Raw genomic sequence first — 18,926 nt, forward strand, 5'->3', positions numbered from 1 at the left:
ACCAACCGAACTTGAGGCTGCAGGGTTCCCTTGCAACATAGAATCTCCCACAGGTCTTTGCGGTGGCCGCAGATCCTGCATGCGCTCCGCGCACTCTGTGGGAGCCAGCCTGCTGGCGATGGCGTCAGCCCAGGCCCCACAGGGCGAAATCCAGTCAGTCGTTCCCACGCAAACGCGGGCAAAAAAAATGCCGCTCCCGGGAGCGGCATTTCTGTGGGGCAAGGCTTACTCGGAAGCCACGGCGTTCTTCGCCAGGATCGCGTTGGCCAGTTCCATGTCCGACGCCTGCAGGCCCGGATTGTCGGCGCGGACCTTCTGCATCGCGGCTTCCAGGTACGGGCCGCGGATGCTGCCTTCGCTGGCGACGAAGCTGCCGGCATCGTCCTGGGCGGCGACGATCAGTTTGTGGTCCTTGAAGGTCAGGTAGGTCGAGCCGGTGGTGGCGCCGGACGAGATGACGTTACGCCAAAAGCTGTCAGCCATTGCCGAACCGACGGGAAGGGACAGCAAGGCAAGGGTGGCGACAGCAAGCTTGAGACGCATGGTGGATGACTCCGCTGGGGTTTGACTGTGGCGTTGGATCGTCATTCCCCCGGTCGAGTTCCGTGACCCGGCTGGAGGCGTGCCGACTTGTTTGGCACCATGTCGGCTTTCGTTTCCCATGCATGGATGCTGCCTTGGCGCTTATCGCTCTGATTTACATGACGGTGTGGTGGTTGGTCATCGGATCCTTTCTCGGCCTGCCGATCCTGCTGATCATGCTCTGTGTGCCGGCGTGGCGTCGGCCGCTGCTGCGCCACCCGCGCAAGCTCGGGGCCTTGACGCTGGTAGCCACGTCGGTCGTCGGCGTGACCACCTATCAAATCCTGAGCAGCTATCAGGAGAACCTGCGGCGCAACCCCACGCTGGATCACGCCGAGCAGATCGAAGGGCTGGACTTGCCTGCCGGCACCCGGCTGCACCTGAAGGCAGCCGAGCCGCTGGAGGCCGGCGGTCAACCTCAAGCGCAGGCCCTGGCCAGTCTGGAGGCCGCTGAATTCGGGGCGCCGCATACCGTCATGGGGCTGCGGGTCTCGGCGCTGCAGATGTATGGCTCGGACGAAGCGAATTTGAAGCTGGTGGGGAACCAGACGGTCGACGGCTGGCCCTGCGCCGGCGCCAGCTGGGTCGTCGCCCGCTTCAACCGGCAAGCGCGGCTGCGACCGGAGCTCTGGCGGTTCAGCCGTTGCGAACTGGTGCCCGGCACGCACATCGCCGGTGTGGACTGGCCGGCGGACAGCCAGGTGCTTCAGCGGGATGTCGGCTACAGCGTGAGCCATTACGGTACGTCGCCGGCCATTACCCTGGACGGCCTGGCGCTGAAGAATGTGAGCGTCAGGCTGGATGCGCAACGCGGGCGCCTGCATTGGGAAGGGCAACTGAGGACACCGATGACCTTGGGCGACTGGCACTACCCTGAAGGCATGAGGGTCGGCCAGATCATGCCGTACACCCTGGTGTTCCGTGCGGACGGGTACTACACCGGGCGAAACCTGCGCACAGGCGAGGGACTCGCGCCCGGGCATTCGATTGAACAGCATGTGCTGGACGGCGCCGAACTGTGGATCAAGCCCGACAGCGAGGTGGAGGGGTTCGACCGCTAGCGGGCGCTATGCCTGCGTGCTTTGCGGTGTCACCCGCAGCACCTCCTCGATGGTCGTCAGCCCCGCCGCGACTTTCTGCGCGCCCGACAGCCGCAGGCTGCGCATGCCTTCCTTGAACGCCTGGCGCCGGATGGCCGTGAGGTCGGTGTCGGGGCTGATCAGGGCCTTGAGGCCGTCGCTCAACTGCATGATCTCGTAGACGCCGGCCCGTCCGTGGTAACCGGTGTCGCGGCATTCCAGGCAACCGATGGCCCGCTGCGCGTTGCCCGGCAGCGGCGCCTGCCACGGGCGGGTCAGGGTTTGCCAGCCGTCTTCGTCCAGGGTGAGCGGCGCCTTGCAGTGCGGGCACAGGGTGCGCACCAGCCGCTGCGCCATGACCCCGAGCACCGTGGCCTTGATCAGGTAATGCGGCACGCCGAGCTCCAGCAGGCGGCTGATGGCGCTGGGCGCGTCGTTGGTGTGCAGGGTCGACAGCACCAGGTGCCCGGTCAGCGCGGCCTGGATCGCCATTTCGGCGGTTTCCAGGTCGCGGATCTCGCCGATCATGATGATGTCCGGATCCTGCCGCATCAGCGCCCGCACGCCGGCGGCGAAACCCAGGTCGATGTTGTGCTGCACCTGCATCTGGTTGAACGCCGGCTCGACCATCTCGATCGGGTCTTCGATGGTGCAGAGATTGACCTGGGGCGTCGCCAGTTTCTTCAGCGTGGTGTAGAGGGTGGTGGTCTTGCCCGACCCGGTGGGCCCGGTCACCAGGATGATGCCGTTGGGCTGGCGGGTCATGTCCTGCCAGCGGCGCAGGTCGTCGGCGGAAAAGCCCAGCTGGTCGAAGTCCTTGAGCAGCACCTCGGGGTCGAAGATCCGCATGACCATCTTTTCGCCGAACGCCGTGGGCAGGGTCGAGAGGCGCAGCTCGACCTCGCCGCCGTCCGGGGTCTTGGTCTTGACCCGGCCGTCCTGGGGCTTGCGCTTTTCGGCGACGTTCATCCGGCCCAGGCTCTTGAGGCGGCTGACGATGGCCATCGTCACCTGCGGGGGGAACTGGTAGACGTCGTGCAGCACGCCGTCGATGCGGAAACGCACCGTGCCTTGCTCGCGGCGCGGCTCGATGTGGATGTCGCTGGCCCGCTGCTGGAACGCGTACTGGAACAGCCAGTCGACGATGTTGACGATGTGCGCATCGTTGGCGTCCGGCTCCTGGTCGCTGGCGCCGAGGTTGAGCAGCTGCTCGAAGTTGCCCAGGTGGCCGCCCTGCTGGTCGGCGCTGCTGGCGCCGCTGACCGACTTGGCCAGGCGGAAGAACTCGACGCTCAGGCGCTGGATGTCCGCCGGGTTGGCCACCACCCGCTTGACCGGCAGCTTGAGGACGTGGGTCAGGTCGGCCTCCCAGCCGCTGACGTAGGGCTGGGCGCTGGCCACGGTCACCGCGTCGCGGTCGACGGCCACCGCCAGGATCCGATGGCGCTGGGCGAAGGCATAGGACATCAGCGGGATGACCGCCGCCACGTTGATCTTCAAGGGGTCGATGCGCAGGTACGGCTGGCCGGCCTGCTGGGCCAGCCACAGGGTCAGGCTCTCCAGGTCCAGGTGCCGGCCCGGGCGGCTGAGGTCGTCCAGCTGCTGGGCGGCGATGAACTCCAGCGGATGCGGCTGGCCCTGGGCGCCCTGGCGGCGGCGCGCGTTCAGCGCCTGTTCGGCGGCGTCCTGGCTGATGAAGCCCTGGGCGACCAGTTCACGGAGTAAATCGTTGAGGTCCAGCCAGCGATCCTGGGCGGCGAGTTGAACGGACATGCGGACACCTTTTGAACGACAGTGCGCAAAAGGATAGCCGCGGCCCCGCCGACCGTTGGGCCACTACCGGCCGCAAGCCGTTTCGGGATCTTTCAGCCGGCCGCCTGCACCGGCGCCGCCCGTGTCGCCTCGGCATTGTGCAGCGTGACCGAACAGACGCTGACCAGGTTGCCCAGCTTCTGCGCGATCACCTGGGCGCGGTGCCAGCTCAGCCCGCCCATGACGATGTCGATCGACAGCAGGTCGTCCAGCCGCTGCAGGTTGACCTGTTCAGGCGTCAGGGATTGCAGGGCGAACAGGTTCAGCACGCGCACCGGCAGGTCCGGTTCGGCTTCGGCGAGGATCCGGTACTGCGCCAGGCAATGGGCGTTGCGCGCGCTCCAGGCATCGGCGCGGGGCGAGGGGGTGGTCACGGCTTCGAGGTGGGGCATGGCGGCTCTCCGGATTCGGTGGAGAAATTTTTACATTCGGTGCCGGGCATTTCTTATCTAAGATGGGCGGATTATGCGGTTGGCCGACAGGCTCAATTCGTCTTTCTGTCATTCGGGGGATTATTTATGCACAGCGAGCTGGACAGCTACGACCGGCGCATTCTCGCGCTGCTGCAAGCGGACGCTTCCTTGTCCAGCGCACAGATCGCCGAACAGGTGGGGCTGTCGCAGTCGCCCTGCTGGCGGCGGATCCAGCGGATGAAGGAGGAGGGGATCATCCGCGGCCAGGTGACCTTGCTCGACCGCAAGAAGATCGGCCTGAACACGCAGATCTTCGCCCAGGTCAAGCTCAACGCCCACGGCCGCTCGAACTTCACCGAGTTCACCGAGGCGATCCGCGGTTTTCCGGAAGTGCTGGAATGCTACGTGCTGATGGGGGCGGTGGACTTCATGCTGCGCATCGTCGCGGCGGACATCGAGGCGTACGAGCGGTTTTTCTTCGAGAAGCTGTCGCTGGTGCCGGGGATCCAGGAGGTGAACTCGATCGTGGCGCTGTCGGAGATCAAGTCGACCACCAGTCTGCCGGTCTGAGGAGCTTCGTTGAGGGGGAGAGCCTCATCGCGGGCAGGTCGCACCGCCGCTCCCACACAGGTTCTGTGTCAGCCACAAATCCCCTGTGGGAGCCGGCCTGCCGGCGATGGCGGGGTCACAGGCGCAGCAGGGTCTTCCAGGCGCGGTTCTGATAGACCGCGATGGCCTGATGCTTGCGCGCATCCAGCGCTTCGTCGGTGATCGGCTGGTTGGCCAGTTGCGCCAGCTTGTTCAGTTCGCCGTACAGGCGGTCCATCTCGGCGATCTCCAGCACGTTGCGCGCGTGGTGCAGCCACACCTGGATGCGCTCGATGCGCGGCAGCTGTTCGGCCAGGTCTTCCGGCTGCTGCTGGTAGCGCTGCAGCTGCAGGGAGCCGGCTTCCTCGCTCAAGAGGCGAGGCAGCCAGCTGTGCAGCTGGGCCGAGCCCTGGCGGTTGCCGCGGGTGTTGCGTTCGGCGGTCCAGCCGCGGGCCAGCAGCCAGCGTGAGGCGTTCAGCGAGAACAGGCCCCAGCGCGGGTCTTCCAGTTCTTCGAGGAACTGTTCCGGCGCGGCCTTGCGCACGTCTTCATCGTCGAGACCGGCCTGCACCAGCGGGCGCCAGTCTTCGAGCAGGGCGTCGAGCGCCACGCGCAGGTCGTGGGTCGACGGGCGCGGAGCGGCCTGGCCGAGGCTGCTGAGCAGGGCGCGCAGTTCCGCAAGGCGCTCGACCCAGTCCTGCAGCAGGCGCCAATGGCCGTTGAAGCGGTACTGTTCGGCCAGCCGCTGGCTGCTGCCGAGCAGGTGCCAGCCCAGTGCGGCGAACGCGTCGTCGAGCGGGGTTTCGGCGGTCAGCTGCGGCGCCGGCAGGCTCAGCGAATAGCTGGCGGCGTCGTGCAGGCGGTAGCCGCGCTCGGCCTTGCTGATGTCGCACGGCATCAGGGCCAGGGTCTCGGCCAGTTCGGCGGCCAGTTCCAGCAGCGCGGCGGGCTCGCCTTCGCGCAGTTCCAGTTCCAGCTCGCAGATTTCCTCTTTCTGCTTGCCGACCACGACGTGGCCCAGGTCCAGCGCGGCTTCGATGACCACTTTGGCCTTGCCGCGGCCCCAGGCGATCTCGGCGCGCTCGCGGACGAAATCGGTGGTGAAGATCGGCTTGAGGGTTTTCTTGTCCAGTTCCGCCAGGGACTCGGGCCAGCATTCGCCGTCGAGCTTCTTCACGTCGAGCTTGGCCTTGGCCAGGTGCCAGTCGTACTCGTTGCGCTCGGACAGGCCGGCGACGCTCTGGCCGCGGGTCTTGAGGGTCTGGATCACTTCGTCGCCGTCCTTGCGCAGGCGCAGGGCGACCTTGGCCTGGGCCAGGTCGCGCTCGGGGGTGTCGAAGTACTGGTTCATCAACTCACGGCGTTCCCAGCCATTTTTGTTGCGTTTTTTCAGTAGCGGGTGCTCGCGCAGGGCAGCGAGGGTTTCGCGGCTGACGCGGAGCTTGATTTCGGTTTCTTTCTGCATGGCCGGAAAATCCAGGATCGGGAGCGCAGCCGGGGGATGCGCGGCTGCCAAGGCCGTGCAGTGTACAGGACTCACGGGGGCTGCGCCTTGCGGCGGTTTATTCCGGGCGCCGGATGGCTCTATGATGGACTTCAATCCGGGAGTGGGAGTCAGCGATGCCTTTGCCGTCCATGAAAGACCAGTTCGCCGCGCTGATCGCCGTGCCGTCGGTCAGCTGCACCCAGCCGGGGCTCGACCAGTCCAACCGGGCCGTGATCGATCTGCTGGCGGGATGGCTGGGCGACCTGGGGTTCGCCTGCGACATCCAGCAGGTCAGCCCCGGCAAGTTCAACCTGCTCGCCAGTTTCGGCAGCGGCCCCGGCGGCCTGGTGCTGGCCGGGCACAGCGACACGGTGCCCTACGACGACGCGCTGTGGCAGACCGACCCGCTGACGCTCACCGAGGCCGACGGCCGCTGGATCGGTCTCGGCAGCTGCGACATGAAGGGTTTCTTCGCCCTGGTCATCGAAGCCGTGCAGCCGTTGCTGGCCCAGCCGTTCAGGCAACCGCTGCTGATCCTCGCCACCTGCGACGAGGAAAGCTCGATGTCCGGCGCCCGGGCCCTGGCCGAAGCGGGGCGGCCGCTGGGGCGGGCGGCGGTGATCGGCGAACCCACCGGGCTCAAGCCGATCCGCCTGCACAAGGGCGTGATGATGGAGCGCATCGACATCCTCGGCCAGAGCGGCCATTCGTCGGATCCGCGCCTGGGCCACAGCGCCCTGGAGGCGATGCACGATGCCATCGGCGAACTGCGCGGCCTGCGCCTGCTGTGGCAGCGCGAGTTCAACAATCCCCAGTTCAGCGTGCCGCAGCCGACCCTCAACTTCGGCTGCATCCACGGCGGCGACAACCCCAACCGCATCTGCGGCCAGTGCTCGCTGGAGTTCGACCTGCGGCCGCTGCCGGGCATGGACCCCAAGGTGCTGCGGGCCGAGATCCTGCAGAAGCTCAACCCGGTCGCAGAACGGCATCAGGTGAAGATCGACTACCGGCCGCTGTTCCCTGAGGTGCCGCCGTTCGAGCAGGCCGAAGGCAGCGAACTGGTGCGCATCGCCGAGAAGCTCACCGGCCACGCCGCCGAAGCGGTGGCGTTCGGCACCGAAGCGCCTTATCTTCAGCGCCTGGGCTGCGAGACCATCGTGCTGGGCCCCGGTGACATCGCCTGTGCGCACCAGCCGGGCGAATACCTCGAAATGTCACGTTTGCAGCCTACGGTGAACCTGTTGCGGCAGTTGATTGAGCATTACTGCCTGGTCCCGGACAAAAACCTGTAGGCGCGAGCTTGCCCGCGCCTAAACGGGGTCTGTGTTTTATGAGGGCAAACGCGGTAAATTGCCGCCGATCCAACCCGTATTCATGAGGAGAGCGCGCGTGTCGCCAAGCCTGTTCCGACGATAACCATCAGCCCGCTGTGCGTTTTCCGTTCCGCCCCTTTTCCGGCTGCTATTTATTACAGGCCCAGGTTCATGCCCGAATACGTCAATTGGCTTCGCCACGCGTCCCCTTACATCAATGCCCACCGCGACTGCACCTTCGTCGTCATGCTGCCCGGCGACGGCGTGGAGCATCCGAACTTCGGCAACATCGTCCATGACATCGTGCTGCTGCACAGCCTCGGCGTGCGCCTGGTGCTGGTGCACGGTTCGCGCCCGCAGATCGAGGCGCGTCTCGCCGCCCGTGGCCTGACCCCGCATTACCACCACGGCATGCGCATCACCGACGCCGCGACCCTGGAGTGCGTGATCGACGCCGTCGGCCAGTTGCGCATCGCCATCGAGGCGCGCCTGTCGATGGACATGGCCTCGTCGCCGATGCAGGGCTCGCGCCTGCGGGTGGCCAGCGGCAACCTGGTCACCGCGCGGCCGATCGGCGTGCTCGAAGGCGTCGACTACCACCACACCGGCGAAGTGCGCCGGGTCGACCGCAAGGGCATCAACCGCCTGCTGGACGAGCGCTCCATCGTGCTGCTGTCGCCGCTGGGCTACTCGCCGACCGGCGAAATCTTCAACCTGGCCTGCGAAGACGTCGCCACCCGCGCCGCCATCGACCTGGGAGCCGACAAGCTGCTGCTGTTCGGCGCCGACCTGGGCCTGATCGACGAGCACGGTCACCTGGTGCGCGAACTGCGCCCGCAGCAAGTGCCGGCGCACCTGCAACGCCTGGGCAGCAACTATCAGGCGGAACTGCTCGATGCCGCCGCCGAGGCCTGCCGCGGCGGCGTGGCCCGCAGCCACATCGTCAGCTACGCCGAAGACGGTGCGCTGCTCACCGAGCTGTTCACCCGCGACGGCGGCGGCACGCTGGTGGCCCAAGAGCAGTTCGAGTTGGTGCGCGAGGCGGCGATCGAGGACGTCGGCGGCCTGCTCGACCTGATCAGTCCGCTGGAGGAGCAAGGGATTCTGGTGCGCCGTTCCCGCGAGGTGCTGGAGCGCGAGATCGAGCAGTTCAGCGTGGTCGAACGTGAGGGCATGATCATCGCCTGCGCGGCGTTGTATCAGATCGCCGACTCGGACGCCGGCGAGCTGGCGTGCCTGGCGGTGAACCCGGAGTACCGCCACGGCGGCCGCGGCGACGAGCTGCTGGAGCGCATCGAGGCCCGCGCCCGGGCCCAGGGCCTCAAGACCCTGTTCGTGCTCACCACCCGCACCGCGCACTGGTTCCGCGAGCGCGGGTTCGAGCCGAGCAGCGTCGAGCGCCTGCCGGCGGCGCGGGCGTCGCTGTACAACTATCAGCGCAATTCGAAGATCTTCGAAAAGGCCCTTTGACCTTTAGGCAAAGCGCGTCTGTGGCGAGGGAGCTTGCTCCCGCTGGGCGGCGAAGCCGCCCTTAACCGCAGATTCAATCGCCGACAAACTTCGCGCTGACATACGGCGAGTAATCCGCCAGCACCGTCTCGACCTTGCCCTGTTCCTTCAGGAACTTCGCCGTCTCCCCGATGGCCTTGGCCGTGCCGCCGTCCAACAGTGCGGCGGTCTGCTGCGCCCGGGCGTCGGGGAACGCCGAGCCGGCGAGCAGTTCCGGCACGTCCGCCGCGTTGGCACCGGTCAATTTGGCGATTTTCTGCACCGGTGCCGAGTCGGCGGTCCAGCTGTCTTTATGCGCGGCATAGTCGGCGAACGCGTCCAGCGTCACCTTGGCGAACCCGGCCACCACGTCCGGGTGCTTCTCGGCGTAGTCCTTGCGGGCCACCCAGACCTCGAAGGTCGGCGCGCCCCACTGGCCGACCTGCGCGGCGTCGGTCAGGGTCTTGCCGGTCTTGCGGATCTCGCCCAGTGCCGGCGACCAGACGAACGCGCCGTCGATGTCGCCGCGCTTCCAGGCCGCCGCGATCTCAGCGGGCTGCAGGTTCACCACCTTGACCTTCGAGGCGTCCAGGCCCCAGTGCTTGAGCGCACCGAGCAGGCTGTAGTGGGAGGTGGAGACGAACGGCGTGGCGATGGTCTTGCCGACCAGGTCCTGGGGCTTGTCGATGCCGCTGCCGTTGCGCACCACCAAGGCTTCGGCGCTGTTGATCTGGGCCGACACGATGAACGCCACGATCGGCAGGTTGCGCGAGGCGGCCGCCGCCAGCGGGCTGGAACCGAGGTTGCCGATCTGCACATCGCCGGAGGCGATGGCTGTCACAACTTCCGGGCCGCTGTTGAAGCGGCGCCAGTCGATCTTCTCGCCGATGGCCTTCTCATAGGTGCCGTCGGCCTGGGGCACCTTGCTCGGGTCGATGCCGGTCTGATAGCCGACCGTGAGACCGGAAGCCTGGACAGAAAAAGAAATCATCGCCGACACACAAACTGTAACAAATTGACTAGATAGTGCGCGTTTGGCCATCATGGCGTCGCCTTTTCGATAGGGATTGACGTATTGGGGTTGAGTCAACGCTAATCGATCTAAAAAAAGGCGAACAAATACCGTTTAGGAATGAGCTTAGGCGCCGATACGTTGTAGCCCGGCGTGGGTGGCCAATAGATGGCCATATTCCCGAATGGTATGAAAAAGAATGAATAAATTCTTTTTGGGTTTATCAGGAAATCATTACCCTGCAGGGACCAAATCACTGCGATTAGACCTTGGTCGTAGGCGTACAAGGTTGCGATTGACTTGTCAGTCACGGTCTGGCGCTAATCGCGCATCTTAGGATCCAGGGGCGCAGACCCCGGACCAGGAACACAAGAATTAGAAACGAGAGGAGCGTTACATGAACAAGTCCACCTTGGCCCTGGCCGTGGCCGTAGGGGTTATGGCGCAGCAGGCAGGCGCCGCCGGTTTCATCGAAGACAGCAAGGCCACCTTGGGGCTGCGTAACTTCTACATCAACACCGACAACCGTGACAGCGCTGCGAACTCCGCCGCCAACAAGCGTGCCGGCGTGCAGAGCAAGAACGAAGAATGGGGTCAAGGTTTCGACCTGCGCTTCATCTCCGGCTACACCCAAGGCACCGTAGGCTTCGGTATCGACGCCATCGGCCTGCTGGGCGTGAAGCTGGACTCGGGCGGCGGCACCAACGGCGCCACTGCGACCTCCTACGGTGGCACTGTGTTCCCGAGCAAGTCCAACGGCGAAGCTGTGGACAACTTCTCCAGCCTGGGCCTGACCGCCAAGGCCAAGATCTCCCAGACCGAACTGAAGCTGGGCACGCTGCAGCCGAAGAACCCGGTCATCGTGACCAACGACGGTCGTCTGCTGCCGCAGACCTGGCAGGGCGGCCAGATCACCTCCGGCGACATCAAGGACCTGACGCTGGTCGGCGGTCAGATCGAGCACGCCAAGGGCCGTAACTCCAGCAACAACGAAGAACTGTCGATCGCCGGTGCGAACGCTCACACCGCTTCCGGTCGTGACAGCAACAAGTTCATCTACGGCGGCGGTGACTACAAAATCACCAAAGACCTGACCGCTCAGTACTACTACGGCAACCTGGAAGACTTCTACAAGCAACACTTCCTGGGTCTGGTGCACAACTGGGCAATCGGCCCGGGCGTGCTGAAGTCGGACTTCCGTTACTTCAACAGCCGCAGCGACGGTGCCAACGGCCACGACAGCGCCTACTACACCACCGGCTACTACGGCGGCTCGGTCACCAAAGGCAAGGTCGACAACAACCTGTACAGCGGCCTGTTCCTGTACACCGTTGAAGGCCACACCTTCGGCGGCGGCTACCAGGTCAGCAACGGCGACAGCGACTTCCCTTGGCTGAACCAGGGTGACGGCTCGTCCAACTACACCATCACCGACATGCAGATCCAGAAGTTCGGCCGTGCCGGCGAACGCACCTGGCAAGGTCGCTACTCGTATGACTTCGCCAAGGTCGGCGTACCTGGCCTGACCGCCGGTGTCGTTTACCTGCGTGGCGACAACATCGACAACGCCACCGGTGACAAGACCGAGTGGGAACGCGACCTGACCGTCGGTTACGTCGTGCCGGAAGGCCCGCTGAAGAACCTTGGCCTGATGTGGAAAAACGCCACCTGGCGCAACGACATCCCAGGTCAGCGTGACCAGGACGAGAACCGCCTGATCGTCAGCTACTCGATCCCGCTGCTGTAACAGCGCGCCCGAGCAAGCGATGAAAAAAAGCCCCGTCCGGCATCGCGCCGGACGGGGCTTTTGCGTTTCGGGTCGGGCCCACCCCCGTAGACCCTTCCCGAGGTTTCCCTCTTTACTGCAACTCAAGGCCTTCTCGAACCTTGGGGCCGATGGTGGTCGCGATGCCCGGAGGCGTCCAGTGAACAGATGTTTAATATTTCTTAATGGTCTAAATATCTAGTTATTTATTCTTTTTCAGAAGATCAAAAGCCGAGCTACAGTTGTCTTCTCCACCCACTCATCAGGAGCAGCACCATGAGCCTCAGACTCGGCGACATCGCCCCCGATTTCGAACAGGACTCCAGCGCCGGCAAGATTCGTTTCCACGAATGGCTGGGCGACAGCTGGGGCGTGCTGTTTTCCCACCCGGCGGACTTCACCCCGGTGTGCACCACGGAGCTGGGCTTCACCGCCAAGCTCAAGGAGCAGTTCGCCCAACGCGGCGTGAAGGCCATCGCGCTGTCGGTCGACCCGGTGGACTCGCACCACAAGTGGATCGAAGACATCAACGAAACCCAGAACACCATCGTCAATTTCCCGATCCTGGCCGACGCCGACCGCAAGGTGTCCGACCTCTACGACCTGATCCACCCCAACGCCAGCGATACCCTCACCGTGCGTTCCCTGTTCGTGATCGACCCGAACAAGAAGATCCGCCTGACCATCACCTATCCGGCGAGCACCGGGCGCAACTTCCACGAGATCCTGCGGGTGATCGACTCGCTGCAGCTCACCGACAACCACAAGGTGGCCACCCCGGCCAACTGGCAGGACGGCGACGAGGTGGTGATCGTGCCTTCGCTCCAGGATCCGGACGAAATCAAACGGCGCTTTCCGAAGGGTTACCGGGCGATCAAGCCGTACCTGCGCCTGACGCCGCAGCCGAACAAGTGATCCCCGGGGCATTCGGCGCGGCCGAAGCCGCCATCCAGCAGGCTGGCTCCCGCAGTTGAATGCATGCCCCTGTGGGAGCGGGCTTGCCCCGGGCGGCGATCCGACGATGAGGCAGGCCCGTTCAGCAACGACTTCAAGTGCAGTACCCGCAAAGCAGGGTTTCAGGCCGTTTCGACGGCCTGTTTTTTTGCCTGGAGGAAATGAACACGTATATCTCCACAGGGAATAACCAAATGAATAAATATGATTTATGGATATATGAATGAGCTGGTAAGGTCACTCCAACACAGCGAGACCGCACCCCGCGAATCGCCCGTAACACGCAAGGAATCGTCTGAATGCTGGTGGTATCGCTCGGTGGCAGTCCCAGCCAACGCTCCCGTTCCGGGGTGTTGCTGGAACGTTCGCAACACTGGTTGCAGCAGCAAGGTGTGGAAGTGGTGAGCTATCAGGTGCGGGACTTCCCCGCCGAGGATCTGCTCCACGCCCGTTTCGACAGCCCGACGGTGCTCGACCTGCTGCAACAGATCGAGAACGCCGACGGCCTGCTGATCGCCACGCCGGTGTACAAGGCCTCGTTTTCCGGAGCCCTGAAAACCGTGCTCGACCTGCTGCCCGAACGAGCCCTGAGCCACAAGATCGTTTTGCCGATGGCCACCGGCGGCAGCATCGCCCACATGCTGGTGGTCGATTACGCCCTCAAGCCGGTGCTGTCGGCCTTGAAGGCCCAGGAAATGCTGCAGGGGATCTTCGCCGAGGACAGCCAGATCGCCTACGGCGAAGGCAGCGCCCGGCCGCAGCTCGCGCCGGCGTTGGAGCAGCGTCTGCACGAAGCCCTGGAGCTGTTCGTCGGGGCCATGGCCCGCCGGCCCAAACCGCTGGCGCCGGGTGTGTTGAACGAACGTCTGTTGAGTGCCCGCTGGAGCATTTGAGCTTTACCCGAATCTGACATCACTGGCCTTACTCGCCCGCCAACGGGCAAGCAGGTGCAGCCAAAACCAACTGCAAAAAGGAGAGCGCTATGCGCACTGTATTTTTGCGTCGCGGTCTGGTCGCTCTGTTTGCTGCGGCTGTGTCCTTCGGCGCCATCACCCAGGCCCAGGCCGAGACGTTGCGGATCGGCTATCAGAAGTACGGCACATTGGTGCTGCTCAAGGCCAAGGGCACCCTGGAAAAGCGTCTGGCCGCCCAAGGCGTGGACGTGCAGTGGACCGAGTTCCCCGGCGGCCCGCAACTGCTGGAAGGCCTGAACGTCGGCTCGATCGACTTCGGCGTCACCGGCGAAACCCCGCCGGTGTTCGCCCAGGCCGCCGGCGCCGATCTGCTCTATGTGGCCTATGAGCCGCCGGCGCCGGACAGCGAGTCGATCCTGGTGCAGAAGGACTCGCCGATCAAATCGGTCGCGGACCTGAAGGGCAAGAAGGTCGCGTTCAACAAGGGCTCCAACGTCCATTACCTGCTGGTGCGCGCCCTCGAAGACGCCGGCCTCAAGTACAGCGACATCCAGACCGTCTACCTGCCACCGGCCGATGCCCGCGCGGCGTTCGAGCGCGGCAGCGTCGACGCCTGGGTGATCTGGGATCCGTACCAGGCCGCCGCCGAACAGCAATTGCAGGCACGCACCCTGCGCGACGGCAAAGGCCTGGTCGACAACCATCAGTTCTACCTGGCGACCAAGCCCTACACCCAGAAGCATCCCGAGGTGATCACCACCCTCGTCGAGGAAGTGCGCGCGGTCGGCGAATGGTCCAAGGCCAACCCCGAAGACGTCACCCGCCAGGTCGCGCCGCTGCTCGGCCTGCCGGCGGACATCACCCTGACCTCGGTGAAGCGCCAGGGTTACGGCGCGCTGTTCCTGACCCCGGACGTGGTCGCTGCGCAACAGAAAATCGCCGACACCTTCTTCCAGCTCAAGCTGATCCCCAAGCCGCTGAGCATCAAGGACGTGATCTGGACCCCGCCGGCCGCCGTGGCCAAGGCACCTTAATTCGAATCCCCAAGGAGACCACTCCATGAGCCTCAACATTTTCTGGTTCCTGCCTACCCATGGCGATGGCCATTACCTTGGCACCGCCGAAGGCGCCCGCGCCGTCGACCACGGCTACCTGCAGCAGGTCGCGCAAGCGGCGGACCGCCTGGGCTTCGGCGGCGTGCTGATCCCCACCGGCCGCTCCTGCGAGGATTCGTGGCTGGTGGCAGCGTCGCTGATTCCGGTGACCCAGCGCCTGAAGTTCCTGGTGGCCCTGCGCCCCGGGATCATTTCCCCGACGGTGGCGGCGCGTCAGGCGGCGACGCTGGACCGGCTGTCCGGCGGCCGCGCGCTGTTCAACCTGGTGACCGGCGGCGATCCGGAAGAGCTGGCCGGCGACGGCCTGTTCCTCGATCACGAAGCGCGCTATCAGGCCTCGGTGGAATTCACCCGGATCTGGCGCCGGGTGCTGGAAGGCGAGACCGTGGATTACGACGGCGAGCACATCAGCGTGAAGGGCGCCAAGCTGCTCTATCCGCCGATCCAGCAACCGCGTCCGCCGCTGTACTTCGGCGGCTCGTCGGAAGCGGCCCAGGACCTGGCCGCCGAACAGGTGGAAATGGTACTGACCTGGGGCGAGCCGCCGGCGGCGGTGGCGGAGAAGATCGAGCAGGTTCGCGCCAAGGCCGCCAAGCTCGGCCGCACCGTGCGCTTCGGCATCCGCCTGCATGTGATCGTGCGCGAAACCAACGCCGAAGCCTGGCAGGCGGCGGACCGGCTGATCTCGCACCTGGACGACGACACCATCAAACGGGCCCAGGCCTCGCTGGCGCGGTTCGACTCGGTGGGCCAGCAGCGCATGGCTGCGCTGCACGGCGGCAGCCGCGACAACCTGGAGGTCAGCCCGAACCTGTGGGCCGGCGTCGGCCTGGTGCGCGGCGGGGCCGGCACGGCGCTGGTCGGCGACGGCCCGACCGTGGCGGCCCGGGTGAAGGAATACGCGGACCTGGGCATCGACACCTTCATCTTCTCCGGTTATCCACACCTCGAAGAGTCGTACCGCGTGGCCGAGCTGCTGTTCCCGCACCTGGACATCGAACGTCCGGAAGCGCCGAAGAGCGCCGGTTACGTCAGCCCGTTCGGCGAGATGGTGGCCAACGACATCCTTCCCAAAGCCGCGTCCCAGAGCTGAGACGCCGCCATGAAGAAACTTATCCACAACCTCGCGCCCTGGGCGTTGCCGGTGCTGTTGCTGGCGGTGTGGCAGTTGTCGGTGTCGGCGGGCTGGCTGTCGACGCGGATCCTGCCGGCGCCGGTGGCGGTGGTCGAGGCCGGCGTCAGCCTGGTGCGCAGCGGCGAGATCTGGACGCACCTGGCGATCAGCGGCTGGCGCGCCGCGCTGGGCTTCACCATCGGCGGCGGCATCGGCCTGGCGCTGGGCTTCATCACCGGCCTGTCGAAGTGGGGCGAGCGCCTGCTCGACAGCTCGGTGCAGATGATCCGCAACGTGCCGCACCTGGCGCTGATCCCGCTGGTGATCCTGTGGTTCGGGATCGACGAGTCGGCGAAGATTTTCCTGGTGGCGCTGGGCACGCTGTTCCCGATCTACCTCAACACCTACCACGGTATCCGCAACGTCGATCCGGCGCTGGTGGAGATGGCCCGTAGCTACGGCCTGTCCGGGTTCGGCCTGTTCTGGCAGGTGATCCTGCCGGGTGCGTTGCCGTCGATCCTGGTGGGGGTGCGCTTCGCGCTGGGCTTCATGTGGCTGACGCTGATCGTGGCCGAAACCATCTCCGCCAGTTCCGGCATCGGCTATCTGGCGATGAACGCCCGGGAGTTCCTGCAGACCGACGTGGTGGTGCTGGCGATCCTGATGTACGCGGTGCTCGGCAAGCTGGCCGACCTCGCGGCCCGCGGGCTCGAACGCGTGTGGCTGCGCTGGCATCCGGCCTACCAGGCGGCGAAAGGAGGTGCGGCATGACCGCTCAACAGCCTCCGCGCCTGCTGCGCGGGATTCCGCTGGCGCTGCGCAGCCTGCAAAAGACCTTCGGCGCGCGGCAGGTGCTGCGCGACATCGACCTGCACATTCCGGCGGGGCAGTTCGTTGCGGTAGTCGGGCGCAGCGGTTGCGGCAAAAGCACCTTGCTGCGCCTGCTCGCCGGCCTCGACCGGCCCACCGGCGGCGACCTGCTGGCCGGCGCGGCGCCGCTGAGCGAAGCGCGGGAAGACACCCGCCTGATGTTCCAGGAAGCGCGGCTGCTGCCGTGGAAACGCATCATCGACAACGTCGGCCTGGGCCTCAAGGGCGACTGGCGGGCCCAGGCGCTGCAAGCGCTGGACGCGGTGGGCCTGGCGGACCGGGCCGACGAGTGGCCGGCGGCGCTGTCCGGCGGCCAGAAGCAGCGCGTGGCGCTGGCCCGGGCGCTGATCCACCAGCCGCGCCTGCTGCTGCTCGACGAGCCGCTGGGCGCGCTGGATGCCCTGACCCGGATCGAGATGCAGCAACTGATCGAGCGTCTCTGGCAGCAGCACGGCTTCACCGTCTTGCTGGTGACCCATGACGTCAGCGAGGCGGTGGCGGTGGCGGATCGGGTGATCCTGATCGAGGACGGCGAAGTCGGCCTCGACCTGGCCGTGGAGCTGCCGCGCCCGCGGGTGCGCGGCTCCCATCGGCTGGCGGCGCTGGAAACCGAAGTGCTCAACCGTGTGTTGTCCCTGCCCGGCGAGCCGCCGGCGCCGGAACCTGTTTCACCTCTGCCCACGCAATTGCGCTGGGCCCAATAACTCAAGCAAACGACAGGAACCATGCCATGACCATCAAAGCCATCAACGTACGCAACCAGTTCAAAGGCACCATCAAGGAAATCGTCCTGGGCGACGTGCTGTCGGAAATCGACGTGCAGACCGCCTCCGGCATCGTCACCTCGGTGATCACCACCCGCTCGGTCAAGGAGCTGGAGCTGGAGGTGGGCAGCGAAGTGATCGCCTTCGTGAAATCCACCGAGGTGTCCATCGCCAAGTTGTGAGGCTGTGGATAAAAGACAACCCCGGAGGGTGCGAGCCCTTCGGGGTTTTTTGCGCCTGGCTTGAGTGGGGCGGCGAGGCCATCGCCAGCAGGCTGGCTCCCACAGGGGGCGTGGGTGAACTCAGATCTGCGGTCACTGCGGGACCGAGCGCCGCTCCCGCAGGCCAGGGCCCTAGAGAACCCGCTTGGGCAGGTACGGCGGCAGGTACAGCCCGATGTAGGCATCGAACACCCGCATCCCTTCCTCGGCCATGCGCGGGGTGATCTGCCCGTGCTGCTGCACCGAGCGGGCGTAGACGCGGTCGCCCAGTTCCATGGCCAGGGCGAACACGTCCACATCGTCCGGCAGCTTGGGCAGTTCGAAATGGCGGTCGAACAGCTTGTGCATCAGGTCGCCCAGTTCCAGGTCGTGCTGGCGGTCGGCCTGGGTGACTTCGGTGAGGCCGTGCTGGGCCAGGATCAGTTGGCGGGCGGCGGCGTCCTGGTCGTAGATCTCCAGCATGCGCTGCTCGACCAGCCGCGACAGGTCGCGCCAGTCGCGCAGGGCGTCGTGGTCGATGGGCAATTGCAGGCAGGCGCGGAACGCGGCGTGGACGTCCGCGGTGAGCCCTTCCAGCAGCGCCGGGACGCTGGCGAAGAAGTGGTAGACCGAGGAGGGCGGGATCTGCGCGCGCTCGGCGACGCTGTAGATCGACAGGCTGCCCACGCCCTCGGCGGCCAGCAGGGTGCGCGCGGCACCGAGTATCGAATCGATCCGCGCCTGGCTGCGGGCACGGGGTTTGCGGACGGGGGCGGGGCGCGTCATGGAAGTCTCCTGCGGGGCAGCGGGCATTGTACGAGCCGGCCTGTGCGTTGTCTGCCCGGACGCCATCGCTGCGGTGCAGCGACCCGACAAGCCCGCTCCCGCAGAGACTCGACCGAGCACTTGTCTTGAGTGCAAGGCAGAACCCCGTGGGCGCTGGCTTGCCGGCGATCCGCCGCAGGCGGCCATAAAAAAACGCCGTCGGCTGACTTAGCCAACGGCGTTCTCAATCACCGCAATCCGCTTAAACGGTATGCAGATACCAGTTGTACTCAAGGTCGGAGATGGAGTGCTCGAACTCCTCCAGCTCGCTTTCCTTGCACGCGACGAAGATGTCGATGTACTTCGGATCGATGTACTTGGCCATCACTTCGCTGTCGTCCAGCTCGCGCAATGCGTCGCGCAGGTTGTTCGGCAGGCTCTGCTCGTTCTGCTCGTAGCTGTTGCCTTCGGTCGGGGCCGGCGGCTCGATCTTGTTGGTCAGGCCGTGGTGCACGCCCGCCAGCACCGAAGCCATCAGCAGGTACGGGTTGGCGTCGGCGCCCGCTACGCGGTGCTCAAGGCGTACCGCATCGGCGGAACCGGTCGGTACGCGCAGGGCCACGGTGCGGTTGTCCAGGCCCCAGCTCGGCGAGTTCGGCACGTAGAACTGCGCGCCGAAGCGGCGGTACGAG

At 65.6% G+C, this 18,926-nt stretch carries 18 protein-coding genes and 1 pseudogene; 12 read left to right on the forward strand and 7 right to left on the reverse strand.

What is annotated here, in order from left to right; translation table 11 throughout:
* Nucleotides 1-225: 225 nt before the first annotated feature.
* Complete coding sequence (locus ACIP0B_RS23880) at nt 226-543, reverse strand: DUF2388 domain-containing protein (protein ID WP_085581048.1); 318 nt, start codon at nt 541-543, stop codon at nt 226-228.
* Between the two features lie 134 nt (nt 544-677).
* On the opposite strand from ACIP0B_RS23880, the gene ACIP0B_RS23885 reads away from it, so the two are divergent.
* Nucleotides 678-1,643 (forward strand): hypothetical protein, encoded by a 966-nt coding sequence (locus tag ACIP0B_RS23885; protein WP_400836568.1) that lies wholly within the window; start codon nt 678-680, stop codon nt 1,641-1,643.
* A 6-nt stretch (nt 1,644-1,649) separates the two neighbouring features.
* On the opposite strand, the gene ACIP0B_RS23890 is transcribed toward ACIP0B_RS23885, so the two are convergent.
* Together ACIP0B_RS23890 and ACIP0B_RS23895 are read right to left on the reverse strand one after the other, a co-directional pair.
* The gene (locus tag ACIP0B_RS23890; RefSeq protein ID WP_400836570.1) at nt 1,650-3,434 is read right to left on the reverse strand and encodes a GspE/PulE family protein; all 1,785 of its coding nucleotides are present in this window, start codon (nt 3,432-3,434) and stop codon (nt 1,650-1,652) included.
* A gap of 92 nt (nt 3,435-3,526) precedes the next feature.
* The gene (locus tag ACIP0B_RS23895; protein WP_400836572.1) at nt 3,527-3,865 is read right to left on the reverse strand and encodes a hypothetical protein; all 339 of its coding nucleotides are present in this window, start codon (nt 3,863-3,865) and stop codon (nt 3,527-3,529) included.
* A gap of 126 nt (nt 3,866-3,991) precedes the next feature.
* Here ACIP0B_RS23895 and ACIP0B_RS23900 point away from each other — a divergent pair, with 126 nt between their 5' ends.
* A complete protein-coding gene (locus tag ACIP0B_RS23900) occupies nt 3,992-4,456 on the forward strand; it encodes an Lrp/AsnC family transcriptional regulator (protein ID WP_085581042.1) in 465 nt (154 codons plus the stop codon).
* A 115-nt stretch (nt 4,457-4,571) separates the two neighbouring features.
* Here ACIP0B_RS23900 and ACIP0B_RS23905 read toward each other — a convergent pair whose 3' ends face one another.
* Nucleotides 4,572-5,939 carry an inorganic triphosphatase gene (locus ACIP0B_RS23905; protein ID WP_400836574.1) on the reverse strand — a complete coding sequence of 456 codons (1,368 nt, stop codon included), beginning with the start codon at nt 5,937-5,939 and terminating at the stop codon, nt 4,572-4,574.
* A gap of 155 nt (nt 5,940-6,094) precedes the next feature.
* Here ACIP0B_RS23905 and argE point away from each other — a divergent pair, with 155 nt between their 5' ends.
* Both argE and argA read left to right on the forward strand, forming a co-directional pair.
* A complete protein-coding gene (argE, locus tag ACIP0B_RS23910) occupies nt 6,095-7,252 on the forward strand; it encodes an acetylornithine deacetylase (RefSeq protein WP_400836576.1) in 1,158 nt (385 codons plus the stop codon).
* A gap of 192 nt (nt 7,253-7,444) precedes the next feature.
* Complete coding sequence (gene argA, locus ACIP0B_RS23915) at nt 7,445-8,743, forward strand: amino-acid N-acetyltransferase (RefSeq protein WP_400836578.1); 1,299 nt, start codon at nt 7,445-7,447, stop codon at nt 8,741-8,743.
* Nucleotides 8,744-8,816: 73 nt separating this feature from the next.
* Here argA and tauA read toward each other — a convergent pair whose 3' ends face one another.
* Nucleotides 8,817-9,752: a taurine ABC transporter substrate-binding protein gene (tauA, locus tag ACIP0B_RS23920; RefSeq protein ID WP_400836580.1), complete on the reverse strand. Its 936-nt coding sequence runs from the start codon at nt 9,750-9,752 to the stop codon at nt 8,817-8,819.
* A 418-nt stretch (nt 9,753-10,170) separates the two neighbouring features.
* Here tauA and ACIP0B_RS23925 point away from each other — a divergent pair, with 418 nt between their 5' ends.
* The 8 genes from ACIP0B_RS23925 (at nt 10,171) to ACIP0B_RS23960 (ending at nt 17,451) form a co-directional block, all read left to right on the forward strand.
* Nucleotides 10,171-11,520 carry an OprD family porin gene (locus ACIP0B_RS23925; protein WP_400836582.1) on the forward strand — a complete coding sequence of 450 codons (1,350 nt, stop codon included), beginning with the start codon at nt 10,171-10,173 and terminating at the stop codon, nt 11,518-11,520.
* Between the two features lie 294 nt (nt 11,521-11,814).
* Nucleotides 11,815-12,453, forward strand: a complete 639-nt coding sequence (locus tag ACIP0B_RS23930; protein WP_400836584.1) for a peroxiredoxin — start codon at nt 11,815-11,817, stop codon at nt 12,451-12,453.
* Nucleotides 12,454-12,791: 338 nt separating this feature from the next.
* Complete coding sequence (gene ssuE, locus ACIP0B_RS23935; RefSeq protein WP_400836586.1) at nt 12,792-13,385, forward strand: NADPH-dependent FMN reductase; 594 nt, start codon at nt 12,792-12,794, stop codon at nt 13,383-13,385.
* A gap of 89 nt (nt 13,386-13,474) precedes the next feature.
* Nucleotides 13,475-14,440: a sulfonate ABC transporter substrate-binding protein gene (locus ACIP0B_RS23940; protein WP_400836588.1), complete on the forward strand. Its 966-nt coding sequence runs from the start codon at nt 13,475-13,477 to the stop codon at nt 14,438-14,440.
* Between the two features lie 25 nt (nt 14,441-14,465).
* The gene (ssuD, locus tag ACIP0B_RS23945; protein WP_217894553.1) at nt 14,466-15,614 is read left to right on the forward strand and encodes an FMNH2-dependent alkanesulfonate monooxygenase; all 1,149 of its coding nucleotides are present in this window, start codon (nt 14,466-14,468) and stop codon (nt 15,612-15,614) included.
* A 9-nt stretch (nt 15,615-15,623) separates the two neighbouring features.
* A complete protein-coding gene (gene ssuC, locus ACIP0B_RS23950) occupies nt 15,624-16,406 on the forward strand; it encodes an aliphatic sulfonate ABC transporter permease SsuC (protein WP_400836590.1) in 783 nt (260 codons plus the stop codon).
* Nucleotides 16,403-17,209: an aliphatic sulfonates ABC transporter ATP-binding protein gene (gene ssuB / locus ACIP0B_RS23955; RefSeq protein WP_400836592.1), complete on the forward strand. Its 807-nt coding sequence runs from the start codon at nt 16,403-16,405 to the stop codon at nt 17,207-17,209. The genes ssuC and ssuB overlap by 4 nt, the downstream gene beginning before the upstream one ends.
* Before the next feature lie 26 nt (nt 17,210-17,235).
* Nucleotides 17,236-17,451: a molybdopterin-binding protein gene (locus tag ACIP0B_RS23960; protein WP_400836594.1), complete on the forward strand. Its 216-nt coding sequence runs from the start codon at nt 17,236-17,238 to the stop codon at nt 17,449-17,451.
* A 171-nt stretch (nt 17,452-17,622) separates the two neighbouring features.
* On the opposite strand, the gene ACIP0B_RS23965 is transcribed toward ACIP0B_RS23960, so the two are convergent.
* Nucleotides 17,623-18,255: a TetR/AcrR family transcriptional regulator gene (locus tag ACIP0B_RS23965; RefSeq protein WP_400836596.1), complete on the reverse strand. Its 633-nt coding sequence runs from the start codon at nt 18,253-18,255 to the stop codon at nt 17,623-17,625.
* Between the two features lie 241 nt (nt 18,256-18,496).
* Nucleotides 18,497-18,926, reverse strand: a pseudogene (locus ACIP0B_RS23970) (glutamine synthetase); the annotation flags it as partial.

Origin of the sequence: Pseudomonas sp. NPDC089534 (assembly GCF_044749305.1) — a bacterium.
Classification (GTDB): domain Bacteria; phylum Pseudomonadota; class Gammaproteobacteria; order Pseudomonadales; family Pseudomonadaceae; genus Aquipseudomonas; species Aquipseudomonas ekonensis.

Excerpts from the sequence above, each read along its gene's own strand:
- ACIP0B_RS23880 (WP_085581048.1), bottom strand. The coding sequence starts at position 543 with ATGCGTCTCAAGCTTGCTGTCGCCACCCTTGCCTTGCTGTCCCTTCCC.
- ACIP0B_RS23890 (WP_400836570.1), bottom strand. The coding sequence starts at position 3,434 with ATGTCCGTTCAACTCGCCGCCCAGGATCGCTGGCTGGACCTCAACGAT.
- ACIP0B_RS23895 (WP_400836572.1), bottom strand. The coding sequence starts at position 3,865 with ATGCCCCACCTCGAAGCCGTGACCACCCCCTCGCCCCGCGCCGATGCC.
- ACIP0B_RS23900 (WP_085581042.1), top strand. The coding sequence starts at position 3,992 with ATGCACAGCGAGCTGGACAGCTACGACCGGCGCATTCTCGCGCTGCTG.
- ACIP0B_RS23905 (WP_400836574.1), bottom strand. The coding sequence starts at position 5,939 with ATGCAGAAAGAAACCGAAATCAAGCTCCGCGTCAGCCGCGAAACCCTC.
- argE (WP_400836576.1), top strand. The coding sequence starts at position 6,095 with ATGCCTTTGCCGTCCATGAAAGACCAGTTCGCCGCGCTGATCGCCGTG.
- argA (WP_400836578.1), top strand. The coding sequence starts at position 7,445 with ATGCCCGAATACGTCAATTGGCTTCGCCACGCGTCCCCTTACATCAAT.
- tauA (WP_400836580.1), bottom strand. The coding sequence starts at position 9,752 with ATGATTTCTTTTTCTGTCCAGGCTTCCGGTCTCACGGTCGGCTATCAG.
- ACIP0B_RS23925 (WP_400836582.1), top strand. The coding sequence starts at position 10,171 with ATGAACAAGTCCACCTTGGCCCTGGCCGTGGCCGTAGGGGTTATGGCG.
- ACIP0B_RS23930 (WP_400836584.1), top strand. The coding sequence starts at position 11,815 with ATGAGCCTCAGACTCGGCGACATCGCCCCCGATTTCGAACAGGACTCC.
- ssuE (WP_400836586.1), top strand. The coding sequence starts at position 12,792 with ATGCTGGTGGTATCGCTCGGTGGCAGTCCCAGCCAACGCTCCCGTTCC.
- ACIP0B_RS23940 (WP_400836588.1), top strand. The coding sequence starts at position 13,475 with ATGCGCACTGTATTTTTGCGTCGCGGTCTGGTCGCTCTGTTTGCTGCG.
- ssuD (WP_217894553.1), top strand. The coding sequence starts at position 14,466 with ATGAGCCTCAACATTTTCTGGTTCCTGCCTACCCATGGCGATGGCCAT.
- ssuC (WP_400836590.1), top strand. The coding sequence starts at position 15,624 with ATGAAGAAACTTATCCACAACCTCGCGCCCTGGGCGTTGCCGGTGCTG.
- ssuB (WP_400836592.1), top strand. The coding sequence starts at position 16,403 with ATGACCGCTCAACAGCCTCCGCGCCTGCTGCGCGGGATTCCGCTGGCG.
- ACIP0B_RS23960 (WP_400836594.1), top strand. The coding sequence starts at position 17,236 with ATGACCATCAAAGCCATCAACGTACGCAACCAGTTCAAAGGCACCATC.
- ACIP0B_RS23965 (WP_400836596.1), bottom strand. The coding sequence starts at position 18,255 with ATGACGCGCCCCGCCCCCGTCCGCAAACCCCGTGCCCGCAGCCAGGCG.